This window comes from Lentzea flava (assembly GCF_014648475.1).
In the GTDB taxonomy this organism is placed as follows: Bacteria; Actinomycetota; Actinomycetes; order Mycobacteriales; family Pseudonocardiaceae; genus Lentzea; species Lentzea flava.
The window spans coordinates 185355-201054 of sequence record NZ_BMRE01000003.1 but is presented as its reverse complement, the minus strand read 5'-3'; the positions used below and the strand labels follow the sequence as shown (position 1 = coordinate 201054).

Here is a 15700-nt window from a genome sequence, read left to right as displayed (position 1 = left end):
CGCGGATAGTGGTCGTTGGGCCCGCGCGGCGCCACGCAATTTCCGATCAGGCGGTGACCACGACCTTCGCCCGCGCGTGCTCCTTCTCGACGTGCCGGATCGCGTCGGGCGCGTCGGTCAGCGGATACGTCCGCTCGATCACCGGCACCAGCTTCCCCGACTCGGCGAGCTCGCGCAGCGCGGCCAGGTTCTCCTTGCCGGGCTTGGCTTCCAGCACCACGATCCGCTGCCGGGCGAACGGCGCGAGCACCTTGCCCTGGATGATCAGCCGGTACGGCCCGAACAACGCGCCGCCGGTGAAGCTGCCTCCCCCGGACAGCACGAGCGTCCCGTCCGGGGTCAGCACACCCCGCAGCTCGCTCATCGACCGGTTGCCCACGAGGTCGAAGACCAGGTCGTACCGCTCGCCGCCGCGAGCGAAGTCCTCAGCCGTGTAGTCGATCACGTGGTCCGCACCGGCCGAACGCACCTGCTCCACGTTGCGCGTGCTGCACACGCCGGTGACAACAGCCTTGCGCGCCTTGGCGATCTGCACCGCCATCAGCCCGACCCCGCCGGACGCACCGTTGATCAGCACCTTCTGCCCGGCCTGCAGCTCGCGCAGCCCCAGCCACGCGGTGTTGCCCGCCAGCGGCAGCGTCGCCGCCTGCTCGAACGTCAGGTTCGACGGCTTGCGTTCCACCCGGTCCTGCGACACGCACACGTACTCGGCGAAGGACCCCTCGACCTCACCGAACACCTCGTCCCCCGCCCGCAGCAGCCCGTTCACCCCAGGCCCGACCGCCTCGACCACACCCGCGAAGTCGAGACCGCGGATCCGCGTCTTCGGCCCGCGCAACCCCAGGAACAGCCGCGCGAAGTACGGGTCGCCCCGCATCACGTGCCAGTCGGCGGCGTTCACCGACGACGCCCGCACCCGCACGAGCACCTCACCGGCGCCCGGCACGGGCCGGTCGACCTCGCGCAGCTCCAGCACGTCCGCCGAGCCGTATCTGTCCTGGACGATCGCCTTCATCGCGGCCTCCCTCGCGTTGGCACGAAAGGTAGGCCGCGACTGCGCGCGTTCACATCAGGGACGACCCCTAGTGGCAGCACAAAGCGCGCTTGTTCTTCGTGACACCCCGCGACCTAGTGGCGCGTCTCGGAACGTTGGCGAGGTAATCCACGCTCAGCAGGGCACCTCGCGGCACCGCCCCCACGCCCCCGTACAACCAGTACGAGGACGTGGGGGCGGTGCCGCGATGCACCCGTCTGACCGCGAATTCCCCCGGCAACGTTCCGAGCCACACCACTAGCGCGGCAGCTCCTCGCCCGTCTGCTCCTTCACCAGGTACTCGGCGTACCAGTCGGGCCAGTTCTCGTCGTACTCCCCGCCGTTGCGCTTCTCGTGCTCGCCGTGGGCCAGAGCGGCCCTGCGCAACGCCGACGCGAGGTCGGCGATCGACCCGTAGGACGTGTCGTCGGCGTCGACCCGGCCGGGCAGACGCGTGGTCACCTCCTGCAGGATCCACGTGTTGCCGTCCGGATCCGCGAATTCCGCGCGGGTGAAGTAACTGCGGCGCTCGGGGTCCGCGCCCTCGACCGGGCCGTCCGGGCCGCCGTGGTAGAGCGGACCGACCTTGATTCCGGCGGCGAGCAGGGCCTCGTGCGTCTCCACGATGTCCGAGACGACGAGGAAGTGCCGTCCTGAACCGGGTTCCGCGGTCGTGACGCCCTCACCGAAGTGGATGGACGTGTCGGAGCCGTGGGGGGTGAACTGCACGACCCACGGCGGCGTGACGTCGAGCCTCCAGCCGAGGCGGCTGTAGAACTCCTTGGCGCGCTCCACGTCCGTGACGGGGATGACGGTGACCTCGAGCTTCATGTCGATCTCTGCGAGCTTCTTCACTTCGCTGCTTCCTTTGCCAGATCGCGGAGGGCGTTGAGGAACGCCTCGGAGAAGGTGGGGAACGGTTGGATGACGTCGAGCAACACGGACAGCGGGACCTTCGCGCGGATCGCGAGGGTGGCCTGCTGGAGCCACTCGCCCGCCTCGGGGCCGACGGCGTGGGCGCCCGTGAGGACTTCGCCGTCGGAGACGAGGGTCAGGAAGCCGGGCCGCGTGGCGTACTCACGGGTGTAGGTGGCCGTGCGCGCGACGCCGGACAGGTGGACGGTTGCGGTGTACTTTCCTTCTGCCGCACCGACTGCGGCCACCTGCGGGTCGGTGAACACCACCCGCGGGACGGCGTCGTAGTTCACCTCGGTGTCGTGGCCGAGGATGTTCGCGGCGGCGACCCGGCCCTGGTACTTGCCGGCGTGGGTGAGGTTCCACTGGCCGGTCACGTCGCCTTGTCGCCGCGCAACCGCGTGCCGTCCGGGAGGTCGAGCACGTACTCGTCGTTCTCGGAACGGGCCGCGGTGGCGTGCACGCCGAGGTGCAACTCGACACCGTCCGCGGTCAGTTCCTCGCCGAGCGCGCGGCCGGTCGCCTCCGGCTCACGTGGCAGCAGCCGGTCCGCACCCTCGACGAGGGCGACCTCGGACCTCGACACTCGTCGCCTCAGCTCCTCGTCGCCACCGGCAGGCGGCCGCGGGTCGAGGGCATAGGGCTCGAAACCGTTGGCGTCGAACCGGATCCGCGCGGCATCGCCACGGACGCCACGATGAACTTCGGCCCCGGCCTGTGGGCCGTCGAGCAGCTCGCGCTCGATGATCGCCACCCGCAGTCCTCCGCCGGCGACGGCGGCGGCGAAGTGCTCGCCGGGTGATCCGCCACCGATGACGATCACGTCGTAGGAGTTCATCACACCCGTCCGGGAAGGCGAGTCGTGACCTCCTGCAGCACCCAGCCGTTGCCGTCGGGGTCGCTGAACGAGGCGTAGGAGGAGTAGCTGCGGCGCTGCGGGTCAGGCCCCTCGACCCGCGCGGTGGTGCCCGCGTGGTGGAAGACACCACCCTGGTCGTGGAAGACCTCGCTGATCCGCACACCGCGGCTCGCCAGTTCCTCACGGGCGGCGACGATGTCGTCGACGATCAGGTACAGGCCCTGCGCGCTGCCCGGCTCGGCGTCGGTGACGCCGCTGCCGAAGATCACCGACGCGCCCGATCCCGGCGGGGTGAGCTGCACGACGCGCAGCCCGTCCTCGGCAGTGAAGTCGGCGTCGAGGCGCCAGCCCAGCGTCTTGTAGAAGTGCTGGGCGCGGTCCACGTCCGCCACCGGGATGACCGCCACCTCGAGCTTGAAGTCCATCTCGTTCATCTCCTTCGTCGTCGATGACCCGAGACTGCTCCGGCCAGGGACCCCTTCGAACCCGTGGAACACCCTGGTGTCCCCCCTGGCACGTAGGCTCGGGCCCGTGTCGGACGATCTCCTGGGCAGACGCACAGAGGGCGAAACGCTGGACCGCCTGTTGACGCAGGCCAAGTCGGGTGCGGGCCAGGTGCTGGTGCTGCGGGGCGAGGCAGGGATCGGCAAGACCGCGCTGCTCGACCACGTGTCGGCGCGGGCCACGGGGTTCCGCGTGACCAGGGCAGCGGGTGTCGAGGCCGAGAGCGCGTTCCCGTACGCGGGCCTGCACCAGCTGTGCGTGCCGTTCCTCGACCGGCTCGACAAGCTGCCCGCACCCCAGCGCGAGGCGCTCGGCACGGCGTTCGGGATGGCGTCCGGGCCTCGGCCGACGCGGTTCATGGTCGGTCTGGCGGTGCTGACGCTGCTCGCCGAGGTCGCCGACGAACAGCCGCTGGTGTGCCTGGTCGACGACGCGCAGTGGCTCGACTCGATGTCGTCGGCGGTGCTCGGGTTCGTCGCGCGCAGGCTGCTCGCCGAACGGATCGTGCTGGTCTTCGGGCTGCGCGAGGACAACGACTACCTCGACGGGCTGCCGGAGCTCCTGGTGCGGGGTCTGGACGACGCGGACGCCCGCGCGTTGCTCGACTCGGTGATCAAGGGGCCGGTGGACGGCCGGGTGCGCGACCGGATCGTCGCCGAGGCCCGCGGCAACCCGCTCGCGTTGCTGGAGCTGCCGCGCGAGATCGCCGACGGGCTCGACGCCGGGCCGCTGACCAGCAGGATCGAGCAGAGCTTCGTCCGCCAGATCGAACCGCTGCCCGCCGGCACACGTCTGCTCATGCTGACCGCGGCCGCCGAACCGCTCGGGGACGCGACCCTGCTGTGGCGCGCGGCCGGGCTGCTCGGGCTGGGCGCGGACCCGGCAGCGGCGGCGCTGGGGACCGGGCTGATCGAGTTCGGGGCGCGGATCCGGTTCCGGCACCCGCTGGTGCGGTCGGCCGTGTACCGGTCGGCGTCCGCTGTGGACCGTCAGCGCGTGCACCGGGCGCTGGCGGACGTGACCGATCCCGCGATCGACCCCGACCGCCGCGCGTGGCACCGCGCCCAGGGCACCACGTCACCGGACGAGGAGGTCGCCGCCGATCTGGAGAACACCGCGTCACGCGCCCAGGCCCGCGGCGGGCTGCTCGCCGCGGCCGCGTTCCTCGAACAGGCGGCGGTGCTCACCCCGGAACCCGGCCGCAGGGCCTCCCGCGAGCTCGCCGCCGCGCGCGCCAAGCGTGACGCGGGTGCGCTGGACGCCGCGCTGCGGTTGCTGTCGGCGGTGGAGGCCGGTCCCCCGGACGAGCGCCGCAGCGCCGAGGTCGAGCACCTGCGCGGGCACATCGCGTTCGACCAGCGCCGCGTCGCCGAGGCCGCTCCCCTGCTGTTCAGCGCGGCCAGCCGGCTCACCCCGTTCGACGCCGACCTCGCCCGCGAGACGCACCTGGAGGCGCTGTCCGCGGCGATCTGGGCCGGGTCCGCACAGGCCGGCGCCGCCCGCACCGCTCCGCCGCCGCGCACCCCGCCGTGCGCGATCGACCTGGTCCTGGAGGCGCTCAGCACCCGCGTCACGTCGGGCTACGCGGCGTCCGTTCCGCACATGACCCGCGCCTTGGACGAGGTGCGCGCCTTGAAGGTCGGCGCGGAGGACATCAGGCGCCTGCCGTGGCTCTTCGGCTACCGCGCGGGCGGCATCCTCGCCACGGAGATGTGGGACTTCGAGACGCGCCACGCGTTCGCCCAGCAGCAGGTCCGCCTGGCCCGCGACGCCGGTGCCCTGGTGCAGCTGCAGTTCGCGGTGAACTTCCTGGCGGACAACGAACTCCTGGCGGGCGAACCGGCGGCCGCGCAGGCGTTGATCGAGGAGGACCAGCGGATCTCCGAGGTCACCGGCACGCCGCCGGTCGCCTACGCGGTGCTGCTGCAGGCCGCCTACCGCGGTGAGGACCTGGCCACCACCGTTGGCGCGCAAGCACGTGCGGACGGCCAGGGACGCCTGGCGGTCATCGCGGACTGGACGCTCGCGATCCTCCACAACGGACTGGGCCGGCACGACCTCGCCCGCGACGCCGCGGCGCGCGTGGTCAACTCCGACGCCCTGGTCTACAGCGGACTGGCCACCGCCGAACTCGCCGAGGCCGCCTCCCGCACCGGTGACGCCGGGCTGGTTTCCGAGGCGTTGGAACGGTCTTCGGCATGGGTCGACACCGGCTGGTCGTTGGGCCTCAAGGCTCGTCTGCGCGCGTTGAACGGTTCCCCTGACGGCTTCCGGGAGTCGATCGACTGCTTCGCCCGCACGGGGCTGAAGACCGAACTTGCCCGTGCTCACCTGCTGTACGGCGAGTGGTTGCGCCGCGAAGGCCACCGCGTCGAGGCTCGCGACCACCTCCGCACGGCCCACGAAATGCTTGTGGCGTGCGGGATGCAGTCGTTCGCCGAGCGGGCCTGGCGTGAGCTGCAGGCCACCGGCGAGACGGCCCGCAAGCGCACAGCCGAGCCCACCGACGAGCTGACCGCGCAGGAGTACCAGATCGCTCGGCTGGCGCGCGAAGGGTACTCGAACCCCGAGATCGGCACGCGGCTGTTCATCAGCCCACGCACCGTGGAATGGCACCTGCGCAAGGTGTTCGGCAAGCTCGGGGTGACGTCGCGGAGGCAGCTCCGCGACGCCACGTTCTGAGGTTCTAGTGGTGTGGCTCGGAACGTTGCCGGGGGAATTCGCGGTCAGACGGGTGCATCGCGGCACCGCCCCCACGTCCTCGTACTGGTTGTACGGGGGCGTGGGGGCGGTGCCGCGAGGTGCCCTGCTGAGCGTGGATTACCTCGCCAACGTTCCGAGACGCGCCACTAGCTCCACTTCACCGCGGTCAGCGGTGCCGTGCCCTCGCCGGTGTAGCCGACGATCACGCCGTTGTTGTTGATGCTGACGGCTTCGGCCTTGCGAGCGCCGTTCGGGCGGCCGAGGTCGGTCCCGTTGCCACTGGTGTCCCAGCGCATCGGGATGTTGTCCGACGTCGTGACCGTGGTGAAGCCGACCGCGACGCCGTGGTCGTTGATGCCCCGCGGGTGGGTGTTGCCGTGGCCGTACATCGTGACGATCTTGCCGTCGACGTCCCACCGCACGCCGGACACGGCCTGGTTGTTCGCGGTGAAGGCCTCACCGACCACCTCGCCGTGCCGGTTGACCGCCCTGGCGTAGCTCGTGGCGCGGTCGGCCAGGCCGGCGAGCCTGGTGAAGGTGCCGTCGGGGTTCCAGCGCACCGCGGTGGACTCCCGCCCGAGCGCGTAGACGTAGCCGACGGCGTACCCGTTCGAGGCGCCGGTCAGCACCGCGCTGGTCATGCCGTCGGGCATGGGCAGCAGGGTGAGCGCGCCGGTGCCGTCCCACTTGACCGGCAGTTGCGAGCTGTTCCCGTCGAACACCGTGCCGTAGACGGTGCCGCTGTCGTCGATCGCCTGCCCGCTCGCGAAGGCGTAGCCGGGGTACGAGTCCAGCAGCTGGTACGTGCCGTCCGGGTAGAACCGCGTCGCCGTGCTGCTGACCCACGGCTCGAACGCGCTACCCGCCATCACACCGTTGTTGTTGATCGACGTGAGCCTGGTGTTCAGTCCCGCCGGACCGGCCACCTCGGTGGGCGCGCCGTCGTACTTGACGCCGCGTTCGGGCTTGCCGCTGGCACGGGATCTGCCCACCGCCACGCCCGCGTCGTTGATCGCCTGCGCGGAGTGCCACGTGCCGCCTTCGAGGCCACCGAGGTCGGTGGCGGCCGCGTGGGCCGGCGTGGTGACGACGACCGTCGCCAGGAGTGCCGCGGACAGCGCAAAGCCGAGCCTTCGGCTCATCGAAACCCCCAGAGTTCGCAAATCGAGCGTGGCCACCGTATCAGCACTCCACGACGTTCACCGCCAGGCCGCCGCGCGCGGTCTCCTTGTACTTGTCGCTCATGTCGGCACCGGTTTCGCGCAACGTGGCGATGGCATCGTCGAGGTGGACGAAATGGGCGCCGTCCCCGCGCAACGCCAGGCGTGCCGCGGTGATCGCGGTCACGGCGGCCACGGCGTTGCGTTCGATGCACGGGATCTGGACCAGGCCGCCGATCGGGTCGCAGGTGAGGCCCAGGTGGTGTTCGAGGCCGATCTCGGCGGCGTTCTCGATCTGGCGGACCGTTCCGCCCAGCACGGCGCAGAGCCCGGCCGCGGCCATCGCGCACGCCGAGCCGACCTCGCCCTGGCAGCCGACCTCGGCACCGGAGATCGAGCCGGTTTCCTTCAGCACCACGCCGATCGCGCCCGCGGTCAGCAGGAAGTCGGAGACGCCCGACGCCGAGACGAAGCGCGTGTAGTAGTGCAGCACGGCGGGCACGATTCCGGCGGCGCCGTTCGTCGGCGCGGTCACCACGCGGCCACCGGAGGCGTTCTCCTCGTTCACCGCCAACGCGTAGAGGCTCACCCAGTCCTGCGGTTCGGCGTCGCTGACGGACAACGTCTCCAGCAACGCCTTGGCCCGGCGCGGCACGTTCAGGCCACCGGGGAGCACGCCGTCACGGGCACAGCCCCACCGCACGCACTCCTGCATCACGCGCCAGATCGCGGCAAGCCCACTGTCCACTTCGGACTCCGGACGCCACGCGCACTCGTTGCGCCGCATCAGCTCGGCGATCGACAGTCCGGCGGACTCGCACGCGGTGACCAGATCGGCGCCGGAGCGGAACGGATGCGGCACCGGCGGCGGGTCGGCGACCTCGTCCAGCGACGACACCACGAACCCGCCCCCGACCGAGTAGTAGGTGCGGGAGTGATCACCGGCCTCGAACACCATGCCGTTCGGGTGCTCGGGCAACGGGCGGGAGTCCAGCACCACGCACGCCCGCACGTACCGCTCCCCCAGCAGCCGCACCTCGCCGCTCGCGCGAATGCGGGCGATCCTGGCCGGGATCGACGCGATGTCCACGTCCTCCGGGCGGCTGCCCTCCAAGCCCAGCAGCACGGCGACGTCCGAGCCGTGGCCGAGACCGGTCGCGCCCAGCGAACCGTGCAGGCGGACCGTCACCGACGAGGCGCCCGGCGGCACCGTGAGCGCGAACATCCGAGCCGCGCGCATCGGGCCCACCGTGTGCGAGCTCGACGGGCCGATGCCGATGCTGAACAGGTCGAACACGCTGGTCTTCACAGTTCCCCCACGTCGATCGTGTGCCAGGTCAACGCTGTGTTGTCGCCGGTCGACCACCACACGGCGTTCCCGCGCGCGACGACGGTGCCGAACGACGAGGCGAGGTCGGCGAGCTGGCCGCGATCCACGTCGTACAGGCACAGCGCGCCCCGCGAGTCGTCCACCAGCACGGCGAAGCGGTCGAGCAGCAGGACGTCCGGAACCGCCGGGCGCAGGCCGGAACCGCCGACGCGGCGCCGCTCGGTGCCGTCCGGGCGCATCAGGTCGAGCCGTGCGCTGCCGCCCTGGCGCAGCACCTGGACGCGGCACCACGACGGCGTGCAGTCGATCAGCTCGAAGCTCTGGCCGTGCACCACCGTCCTGGCCGCCGTGCGCACGTCGACCAACGTCGACGGGCCGCCCTGCTCGATCTCGGCACTGGTCGCGTACGGCCACTCCGTGAGCGCCAGCTTTCCTTGCAGCACAACCGTTTCCACCGCTCCCCCGGTCAGCGCGACCGTGCGGATCTCGGTGCTGCCTTCCGGCCCGGCAGCAGCCCAGCTGACATGGTCGTCGTGCACGACCACGTCGTACTGCGACTCCAGCACCACCACGTTGCCGATGTCCGCGGTGATCAGCTCGGCCACGGAGTCGGCCATCCTGAACAGCCCGGTGCCGCGCTCCAGCCACACCAGCGACGTCGCGGCCAGCGCGTACTGCGCAGGGCCCTCGCGCACCACGGAACCGTCGACCACCAGCCGGCCACCGGACTCGCCCGCACGCAGATCCGGTGACAGCGGGGCGAAAACGGCGCCGCCGGGCAGGTTTCCCGGCACCGTGGAGATCCGCGCACCCGGCCAGGCATCGGTCACGGCCGGTGCCACCGCGGGACGGCCGGGTGCGCGGACCGGCCCCGGCGCGACGACCAGTGCAGCCGCTGCCAGGGCAGCCACGACCAGCGCCACCCGGTGCGTCATCGGGCCACCGCTGGTGAAGCCGCGTCCGCGTGGACGAGCTCGGGACTCCCGCCACCGGACGCGGGCACCTTCCAGATGGCCCTGTCCCGCCCGTAGGCCACCCAGGAGTCGTCGAGCCACTGCGGCTGGTCGTCGACGTGCTGCGGCTCGGCCAGCGCGACATCCGTGCCGGAAGCCAGGTCCAGCACGTGCAACCGCCAGAGGTCGCCGGTCCGGAACTTGTAGGCGATGCGGCGACCGTCAGGCGACAGCGACGGGCACTCCACGTTCTCCCGCACCGACGTCAGGACACGCGTGTCCAGCGAACCGCGCACCAGCCACGTCTTCCCGCCGGACGCCGCCGTGGCGTAGAACGACCGGTCGTCCCGCGTGAACGTGATCCCCCAGTAGTTCACGTCGTCCGCGGTGTGGTCGACACCGTCCACCACGAGCCTGAAGTCCTCCAACGAGCCGTAGTGCTCACCGCGCTTCAGGTCGTAGATGCCGGCCGTCGTGGAGAACGTGCCCACGCCGCCCAGGTAGGAGTCACCGGCGCGGAACACGGTCCACATCACGACCTTGCCCGACGGCGACACCCGTGCCCGGCTCGGGGCGCCCCACTCGCTCAGCCGGAGACGTTCCCCGGCCGCGTCGAGCACCACGATCTCCGACTGCGCGGGTATCGCCGTGGCCCGCAGGCACACCAGGGTGCCCGCGGCGACGTCGACCCGCTGGCAGGCGGGCCCGGTGCGACCCGCCTGGCGCACCCGGCCCGCCGGATCGACGTACACCAGCTCGCCGCTGCGCAGGTCCAGCGACGCTTCCGCGGGCCGCGCACCGACGGCCCGCATGCCGACGAACACCGCACCCGCCACCAGCACGGCGGCCATCAGCACCACCCCCAGCACGGTTCGCTTCATCGGCGTGCTCCCACCACGACGGCGACCGCGAGCAACGCGGCGAACACCCCGAACGCGGGCGCCAGCGACAACCCGGTCGCCACCACGCCGAACAGCACCGCGCCGGCCGCACGAGCGAGCGCCTGTCCTGTTTGGACGAACGCCAGCCCGGTCGCGCGCACCGGCTCCGGCACCAACGGTCCGACGTACGCCATCAGCACTCCGTCCGTGCAGGCGTAGAACACACCGTGCGCCAGCAGGACCACCGCAGCGGAAATCCATCCGCCCCAGGAGAAAGCCATCAGCGCATAGGCGAGGAACAACACGACGTGCCCCGCGAGGAAAACCTTCCAGCGCCCGAGACGGTCGGCCATCTTCCCGATCGGCGCCGCCGCCACCATGAACGTCAACGCGGTCACCAGCGGCAGCAACGGCAGCACACCGGCCGGCAGCCCGGCGGTCTTCTGCACACCGACGAACAGGAACATGTCGCCGACCGTGCACGCGCCGAGCAGCGCGACGATCAGCACCGCCCGCCGCACCTGACGATCCCGCAGGACGTTCCACGACAACCCGGGCCGCCGGGCCGCGACCCCGGCGGGCTGACGGACGAACACCGCCAGCACCACCACGGCGAGCACCGCGCAGCAGAAGCTCACCGCGAACACCGACGTGTAGTCCATGAACAGCAGGCTCAACAACCCGAACGCCACCAGGGGCCCGAGCAGCGCACCCGCCGTGTCCAGCGCCCGATGCACGCCGAACGCCCGGCCCAGCGCGTCCGACGGCGTGGCCAGCGTGATCATCGCGTCGCGCGGCCCCGTCCGGATCCCCTTGCCCGCGCGGTCGACGCCGATCACCAACCCCATTCCGGCGACCGACGACCCGGCGAGAGGAAACCCGAGCTTCGTCAGTGCGGACAGGCCGTAACCGAAGAGCGCCACGGCTTTCGGCCGCTGCAGCCGATCGGCCAGGTGCCCACCGGCCAGCCGCAGCAACGCCGTGGCACCGGTGTAAAGCCCGTCGATCGCGCCGAGCTGCAGGTACCCGACGCCCAGCCCGTAGACCAGGTACAGCGGCAACACCGCGGTGACCATCTCGGCCGACAGGTCGGTGATCAGGCTGACGACGCCGAGCCCGATGACCGTCGCGGGAATCGGGTGGGACGACCGGTCACGATCCGAAGGTGTGCCGGCACGAACAGAGGAGACGTACATGGGGAAGCCCTTCCGGTCGAGAACGCGCGCACGGCCCCGGTGCAGGGTCCGAGACCGTGCGCACGTCTTCCCTCATCCAGTGACGCGAACGTCATCCACGGCGGACTCCCACAGCGACGCGGTGCTCGCGTCCGCCGCCTCGATGACGAGCTTCACGCTGCGCCCGGCGAACTGTGCGAGGTCGACGGTGGCGGTCTGCCACCCGCCCGCGACCTTCACACCGGACGCGCCGAGCTTCTCGAACACCTTCACCTTCGACGTCCCGTCCAGCACGTGGACCCGGAAGAAGTCCGATGTGGACGAGTTGTCGCCGTGGGCGAAGGTGTAGGAGAACGTGAGCTTGCCGCCGGACGGGACGGAGATCTGCGGCGAGGTCATCGACGTCAGGCCTCCGTCCACGTCGTTGGCGCCGTCACTGGCGCCGGCGAGCCGGCCCGTCACCAAGCAGTTCGTGCCGCTCGTGGTGGTGCCGAGCTGCTTGACCGACCCGTCGGCCTCCCTGGTCTCCTCCGGATCACCGCGTTCCCATTTGCCGGTGGTCGCGGTGTCGGAGCCGGAGGCGTTGACGACCCAGCCCTTGTCGGACTCGAAGTCGTCGGTGAAACCCGCCGGCGTGTCACCGGCGGTGACGCTGACCGACGCCGTCTTGCTGACGCCGCCCGACGTACCGGTGATCGTCGCCGTCGCCGAGCCGGACGCGGTCGCCGACGCGGTGAGCGTCAACGTGGAGGTGCCGGGCGCGGTCACCGAGGAGGGCGAGAAGGAACCGGTGACGCCCGAGGGCAGACCGGACACCGACAAGGCCACGCTGCCCGTGAAGCCACCGGTCGCGCCGACGTCGACGCTCACGGTCCTGGACGTGCCGGCGGGGACGGCCACCGACGACGGCGTGGCGCCGACGGAGAAGCTCGGCGAGCTGGCGGCCTTGTGGCACGTACCGGACACCGTGTCGGTGTAGTCGCGCCCGGACACGGGCACGAAGTCGCTGCGGTAGCCGGTCGCGGTGAGCGTGAGCTTGCCGACGCCGAAGGTGTTGTCGTTGCTGGCCTCCACCGGCCCGACCGTGCTCTGGTTGAACCTGTACAGCGCCTTGCCACCGGTGCCGATGAGCAACTGCCGCACGCCGTTCGCGTCCCTCGTGCCGTTCGACTTCGCGGGCGCGTACCGCTGGTAGTTGTGGTCGTGGCCGACGATGATCAGGTCTGCCTTGGCGTTGTAGAGCGCGTCGAAGAACGGCGTCACCGAGGTGTTGTCGCCGTGGTCGCCGCGGCTGAACCGCGGGTGGTGCCAGTAGGCCGCGGTGCACGGCTTGGTGTTCGCCGCGAGGTCGTTCTTCAGCCATGTCACCTGCGCCGAGCTCGCGTCGCGCGTGATGTTGGAGTTCAACGCGATGAAGTGCCAGTCGCCGACGTCGTAGCTGTAGTAGCCCTTGCCGCGTTCGCCCGCCCGCGCGCCGAAGTAGTCGAAGTAGCCCGCCGCGCCGGACGTGCCGTACTCGTGGTTGCCCGGCGACGGGTAGGTGATCGACTTGAACTGACCGTAGTACGGGTCGTACCTGTCCCTGAAGTCCGAGGACGAACCGCTGTCGTAGGCGATGTCGCCGGCCAGGATCAGCGCCTGCGGGTTGATGTTCTTCACCACCGGCGCCGTCTGGTTGCACGCGGAGCCGCACACGTCGCCGATCGCCGCCACGGTCGCCGTCGCCGCGGCGAGCGCCTGGGTGCCGTACTGGTAGGAGTCGACCGCGTACCTGCTGCCGCTGTCGGCGAAGCTGGGGCTCACCCGCACGCAGTCGCCCTCGAAAGCCTTGGTGTGGAAGGCTTTTCCCGGCCAGTGCGCGGCGGTGAACGTGTAGGAGCCCGACTTCGTCCCGGTGACGGTGACGGAGTCGTTGCCGCGCAACGTCAGGTCGGTGAAGCGCAACCTCAGCCACTGCGCTCCCGGCTGGCAGACCTGCCCGCCGCCGGCCGAGTTCGCGAACGCCACCGCGGCCGACTGCGTGCCGGGCTCCGCGAGCTGCGGCACCTGCGGCACGTCGGGTACCGCGGCCGCGAGCGGCTTGACGTCACCGCCGGACGGCAGCGCGACGACGGCCGCCGCCACCGTCACCACGGCCGCCGCCGCGTAAATCGTCGATGCGCGCCATCGTCCGCGCAGGAGAGATTTCATGGTGGTTCCTCTGAATGCAGGGGGAATTCCGGGAACTGGAATCGCGGGCCGATCCGCCGAGGAGTGCCGGACCGGCACGCGATTTATTCTGTTTGAGGTGACCTTAACGAGCGTTCAACGACCGTCAACGAACTGACTTTCAGGCAGCTGGATAACTCTGAATGCCGAAGTCGTCCACAGCCGCCTCCCACAACGACGCCCCGCTCGCGTCCGCGGTCTCGACGAGGAGCCTGATCTGCCTGCCCGCGTACGGGGAGAGGTCCACCGTCGCGCTCTGCCAGGAGCCCGCGCGTTCGGAAGCCGCGCCGAGCCGCTCGAACACCGTCGTGGCGGTGCCGCCGTCGAGAACCTTGATCCGCAGGTAGTCCGCGCTCGACGAGTTGGAGCCGTGCGCGTAGGTGTAGGAGAAGGTGAGCTTGCCGCCGGCCGGGATGCTGATCAGCGGCGAGGCGGCGGAGGTGACACCGCCGTCGACGTCGTTCGCACCGTCGCCGCTGCCCGCGAGACGGCCGGTCACGAGACAGTTCGTCCCGCTCACCGTCGTGCCGAGCTGCTTGATCTGGCCGTTGCTCGCGGTCGTCTGCTCCGGGTCGCCGCGCTCGAACCGGCCGGTGGTCGCGGTGTCCGTGCCGGCCGGGTTCATCGTCCAGCCCTTGTCGGACTCGAAGTCGTCCGCCCACACCGGCGGCGTGACCGGCGCGCACAGCGCGTGGAGCAGGCGGTCCGGCGAACCGGATCCCGCACTGCCGACGACACCCGTTGTGGCGCAGGAAATCAGCGCGTCGCGCACCTGCTGCGGCGTGGCGGCAGGGTTCTTCTCGAGGTACAGCGCGGCGGCGGAGGCCACCAGCGGTGAGGCCATCGAGGTGCCGCTCTTGGTGGCCGTGGCGGTGTCGCTGGTGTTCGTCGCCGAGACCACGCTCGTGCCCGGCGCGAAGATGTCCAGGCAGGACCCGTAGTTCGAACTGCTGTTGCGGGTGTCGGAACTGGTGGTGTTGCCGACGGTGATCGCCTCGGGAACGCGGGCGGGGCTGTAGTTGCACGCGTTGGCGCCGTCGTTGCCCGCCGCGACGACGTAGGTGAGGCCGGCGGCGATCGAGTTGCGGACTGCCGTGTCCTGCACCTGGTTCGCGGTGCCGCGCAGGCTCATGTTCACCACCGCGGGCTTGACCGCGTTGCGCGTCACCCAGTCGACACCGGCGGTGACGACCGAGTCGGGGCTGGAGCCGCCACATCCCAGCACTCTGACGGCGTGGATGGTCACGTTCTTCGCGCCGCCGTAGGTCGTGCCGCCGATCGTGCCGGCGACGTGCGTGCCGTGGCTGTTGCAGTCGCTCGCGTCGCTGTCGTTGTCGACGACGTCCCAGCCGTGCGAAGCCCGCCCGCCGAACTCGCGGTGGGTGATCCGGACCCCCGTGTCGACGACGTAGACGTGCACACCCTGGCCGGTCGCGTCGTAGTTGTACGTGCCGTTCAACGGCAGATTGCGCTGGTCGACGCGGTCGAGGTTCCACGGCGCGTTGGTCTGCGTGGCCGTTGCCTGGACGTAGGTGTCCTGGACGACCTTCGTCACGGCCGGGTCAGCCGCGAGCCTCCTCGCCTGAGCCGCGGTCATGCGGGCCGAGAAACCCTTCACCGCGGACGAGTAGACGTGTGTGGCGCCGTGGCGCGCGGCCAGGTCGAGCCGGTCGGTCAGCACGATGTAGCTGTCGGGCACGGCCTGCGCGCCCTGCGGCACCACGACCTCACCCGCCTTCGCGGGTGCGGGGACCAGAACCGCGGCGACGAGCGCCACGGCAAGAGGGAGTGTTCGCACGGAATGCTCCTGGAACTGAGGAGGACGAATGATCTCCTCGGTACCGGCCATCCCGGTCGAGCGATGACGATAGGAACGCCCGGTTGAACGGTCAATTGACCGGAGCGTCAAATCTGGAAATTCTCTGAACGCGATCTCAGAGGTATTGTCTGCGCGTACGATCTGGCGCGCCGCCCGAGAA

General features: G+C 70.8%; 13 protein-coding genes. 1 reads left to right on the top strand and 12 read right to left on the bottom strand.

Translation table 11 applies throughout. The features are described from left to right. Nucleotides 1-46: 46 nt before the first annotated feature. From IEZ09_RS07615 to IEZ09_RS07600, 5 genes are all read right to left on the bottom strand, one after another. On the bottom strand, nucleotides 47-1015 hold the full coding sequence (locus tag IEZ09_RS07615; protein ID WP_189252873.1) for an NAD(P)-dependent alcohol dehydrogenase: 969 nt from the start codon (nucleotides 1013-1015) through the stop codon (nucleotides 47-49). 276 nt (nucleotides 1016-1291) lie between these two features. Beyond that, the gene (locus tag IEZ09_RS07610; protein WP_229812327.1) at nucleotides 1292-1888 is read right to left on the bottom strand and encodes a VOC family protein; all 597 of its coding nucleotides are present in this window, start codon (nucleotides 1886-1888) and stop codon (nucleotides 1292-1294) included. Then, the gene (locus IEZ09_RS46270; RefSeq protein ID WP_229812326.1) at nucleotides 1885-2325 is read right to left on the bottom strand and encodes an oxidoreductase dimerization domain-containing protein; all 441 of its coding nucleotides are present in this window, start codon (nucleotides 2323-2325) and stop codon (nucleotides 1885-1887) included. Before IEZ09_RS46270 ends, IEZ09_RS07610 begins: the two co-directional genes overlap by 4 nt. After that, nucleotides 2322-2786 carry an FAD-dependent oxidoreductase gene (locus IEZ09_RS46265; protein WP_229812325.1) on the bottom strand — a complete coding sequence of 155 codons (465 nt, stop codon included), beginning with the start codon at nucleotides 2784-2786 and terminating at the stop codon, nucleotides 2322-2324. The genes IEZ09_RS46270 and IEZ09_RS46265 overlap by 4 nt, the downstream gene beginning before the upstream one ends. Then, complete coding sequence (locus IEZ09_RS07600) at nucleotides 2786-3241, bottom strand: VOC family protein (protein WP_308202377.1); 456 nt, start codon at nucleotides 3239-3241, stop codon at nucleotides 2786-2788. The genes IEZ09_RS46265 and IEZ09_RS07600 overlap by 1 nt, the downstream gene beginning before the upstream one ends. A gap of 97 nt (nucleotides 3242-3338) precedes the next feature. On the opposite strand from IEZ09_RS07600, the gene IEZ09_RS07595 reads away from it, so the two are divergent. Then, nucleotides 3339-5993, top strand: a complete 2655-nt coding sequence (locus IEZ09_RS07595; RefSeq protein WP_229812324.1) for a helix-turn-helix transcriptional regulator — start codon at nucleotides 3339-3341, stop codon at nucleotides 5991-5993. A gap of 167 nt (nucleotides 5994-6160) precedes the next feature. Here IEZ09_RS07595 and IEZ09_RS07590 read toward each other — a convergent pair whose 3' ends face one another. The 7 genes from IEZ09_RS07590 to IEZ09_RS07560 all read right to left on the bottom strand — a co-directional run bounded on the left by IEZ09_RS07590 (nucleotide 6161) and on the right by IEZ09_RS07560 (nucleotide 15519). Next, entirely contained in the window at nucleotides 6161-7156 is a 996-nt protein-coding gene (locus IEZ09_RS07590; RefSeq protein WP_189252870.1) for a hypothetical protein, read from the bottom strand. A 40-nt stretch (nucleotides 7157-7196) separates the two neighbouring features. Further along, complete coding sequence (locus tag IEZ09_RS07585) at nucleotides 7197-8483, bottom strand: L-serine ammonia-lyase (RefSeq protein ID WP_189252869.1); 1287 nt, start codon at nucleotides 8481-8483, stop codon at nucleotides 7197-7199. Further along, complete coding sequence (locus IEZ09_RS07580; RefSeq protein ID WP_189252868.1) at nucleotides 8480-9439, bottom strand: hypothetical protein; 960 nt, start codon at nucleotides 9437-9439, stop codon at nucleotides 8480-8482. Before IEZ09_RS07580 ends, IEZ09_RS07585 begins: the two co-directional genes overlap by 4 nt. Beyond that, the gene (locus tag IEZ09_RS07575) at nucleotides 9436-10338 is read right to left on the bottom strand and encodes a TolB family protein (RefSeq protein WP_189252867.1); all 903 of its coding nucleotides are present in this window, start codon (nucleotides 10336-10338) and stop codon (nucleotides 9436-9438) included. The genes IEZ09_RS07580 and IEZ09_RS07575 overlap by 4 nt, the downstream gene beginning before the upstream one ends. Continuing rightward, nucleotides 10335-11534, bottom strand: a complete 1200-nt coding sequence (locus IEZ09_RS07570; RefSeq protein WP_189252866.1) for an MFS transporter — start codon at nucleotides 11532-11534, stop codon at nucleotides 10335-10337. Before IEZ09_RS07570 ends, IEZ09_RS07575 begins: the two co-directional genes overlap by 4 nt. A 72-nt stretch (nucleotides 11535-11606) precedes the next feature. Next, nucleotides 11607-13703: a metallophosphoesterase family protein gene (locus tag IEZ09_RS07565; protein ID WP_189252865.1), complete on the bottom strand. Its 2097-nt coding sequence runs from the start codon at nucleotides 13701-13703 to the stop codon at nucleotides 11607-11609. Between the two features lie 139 nt (nucleotides 13704-13842). Beyond that, nucleotides 13843-15519, bottom strand: a complete 1677-nt coding sequence (locus tag IEZ09_RS07560; protein ID WP_229812323.1) for a S8 family serine peptidase — start codon at nucleotides 15517-15519, stop codon at nucleotides 13843-13845. Between the last annotated feature and the right edge of the window lie 181 nt (nucleotides 15520-15700).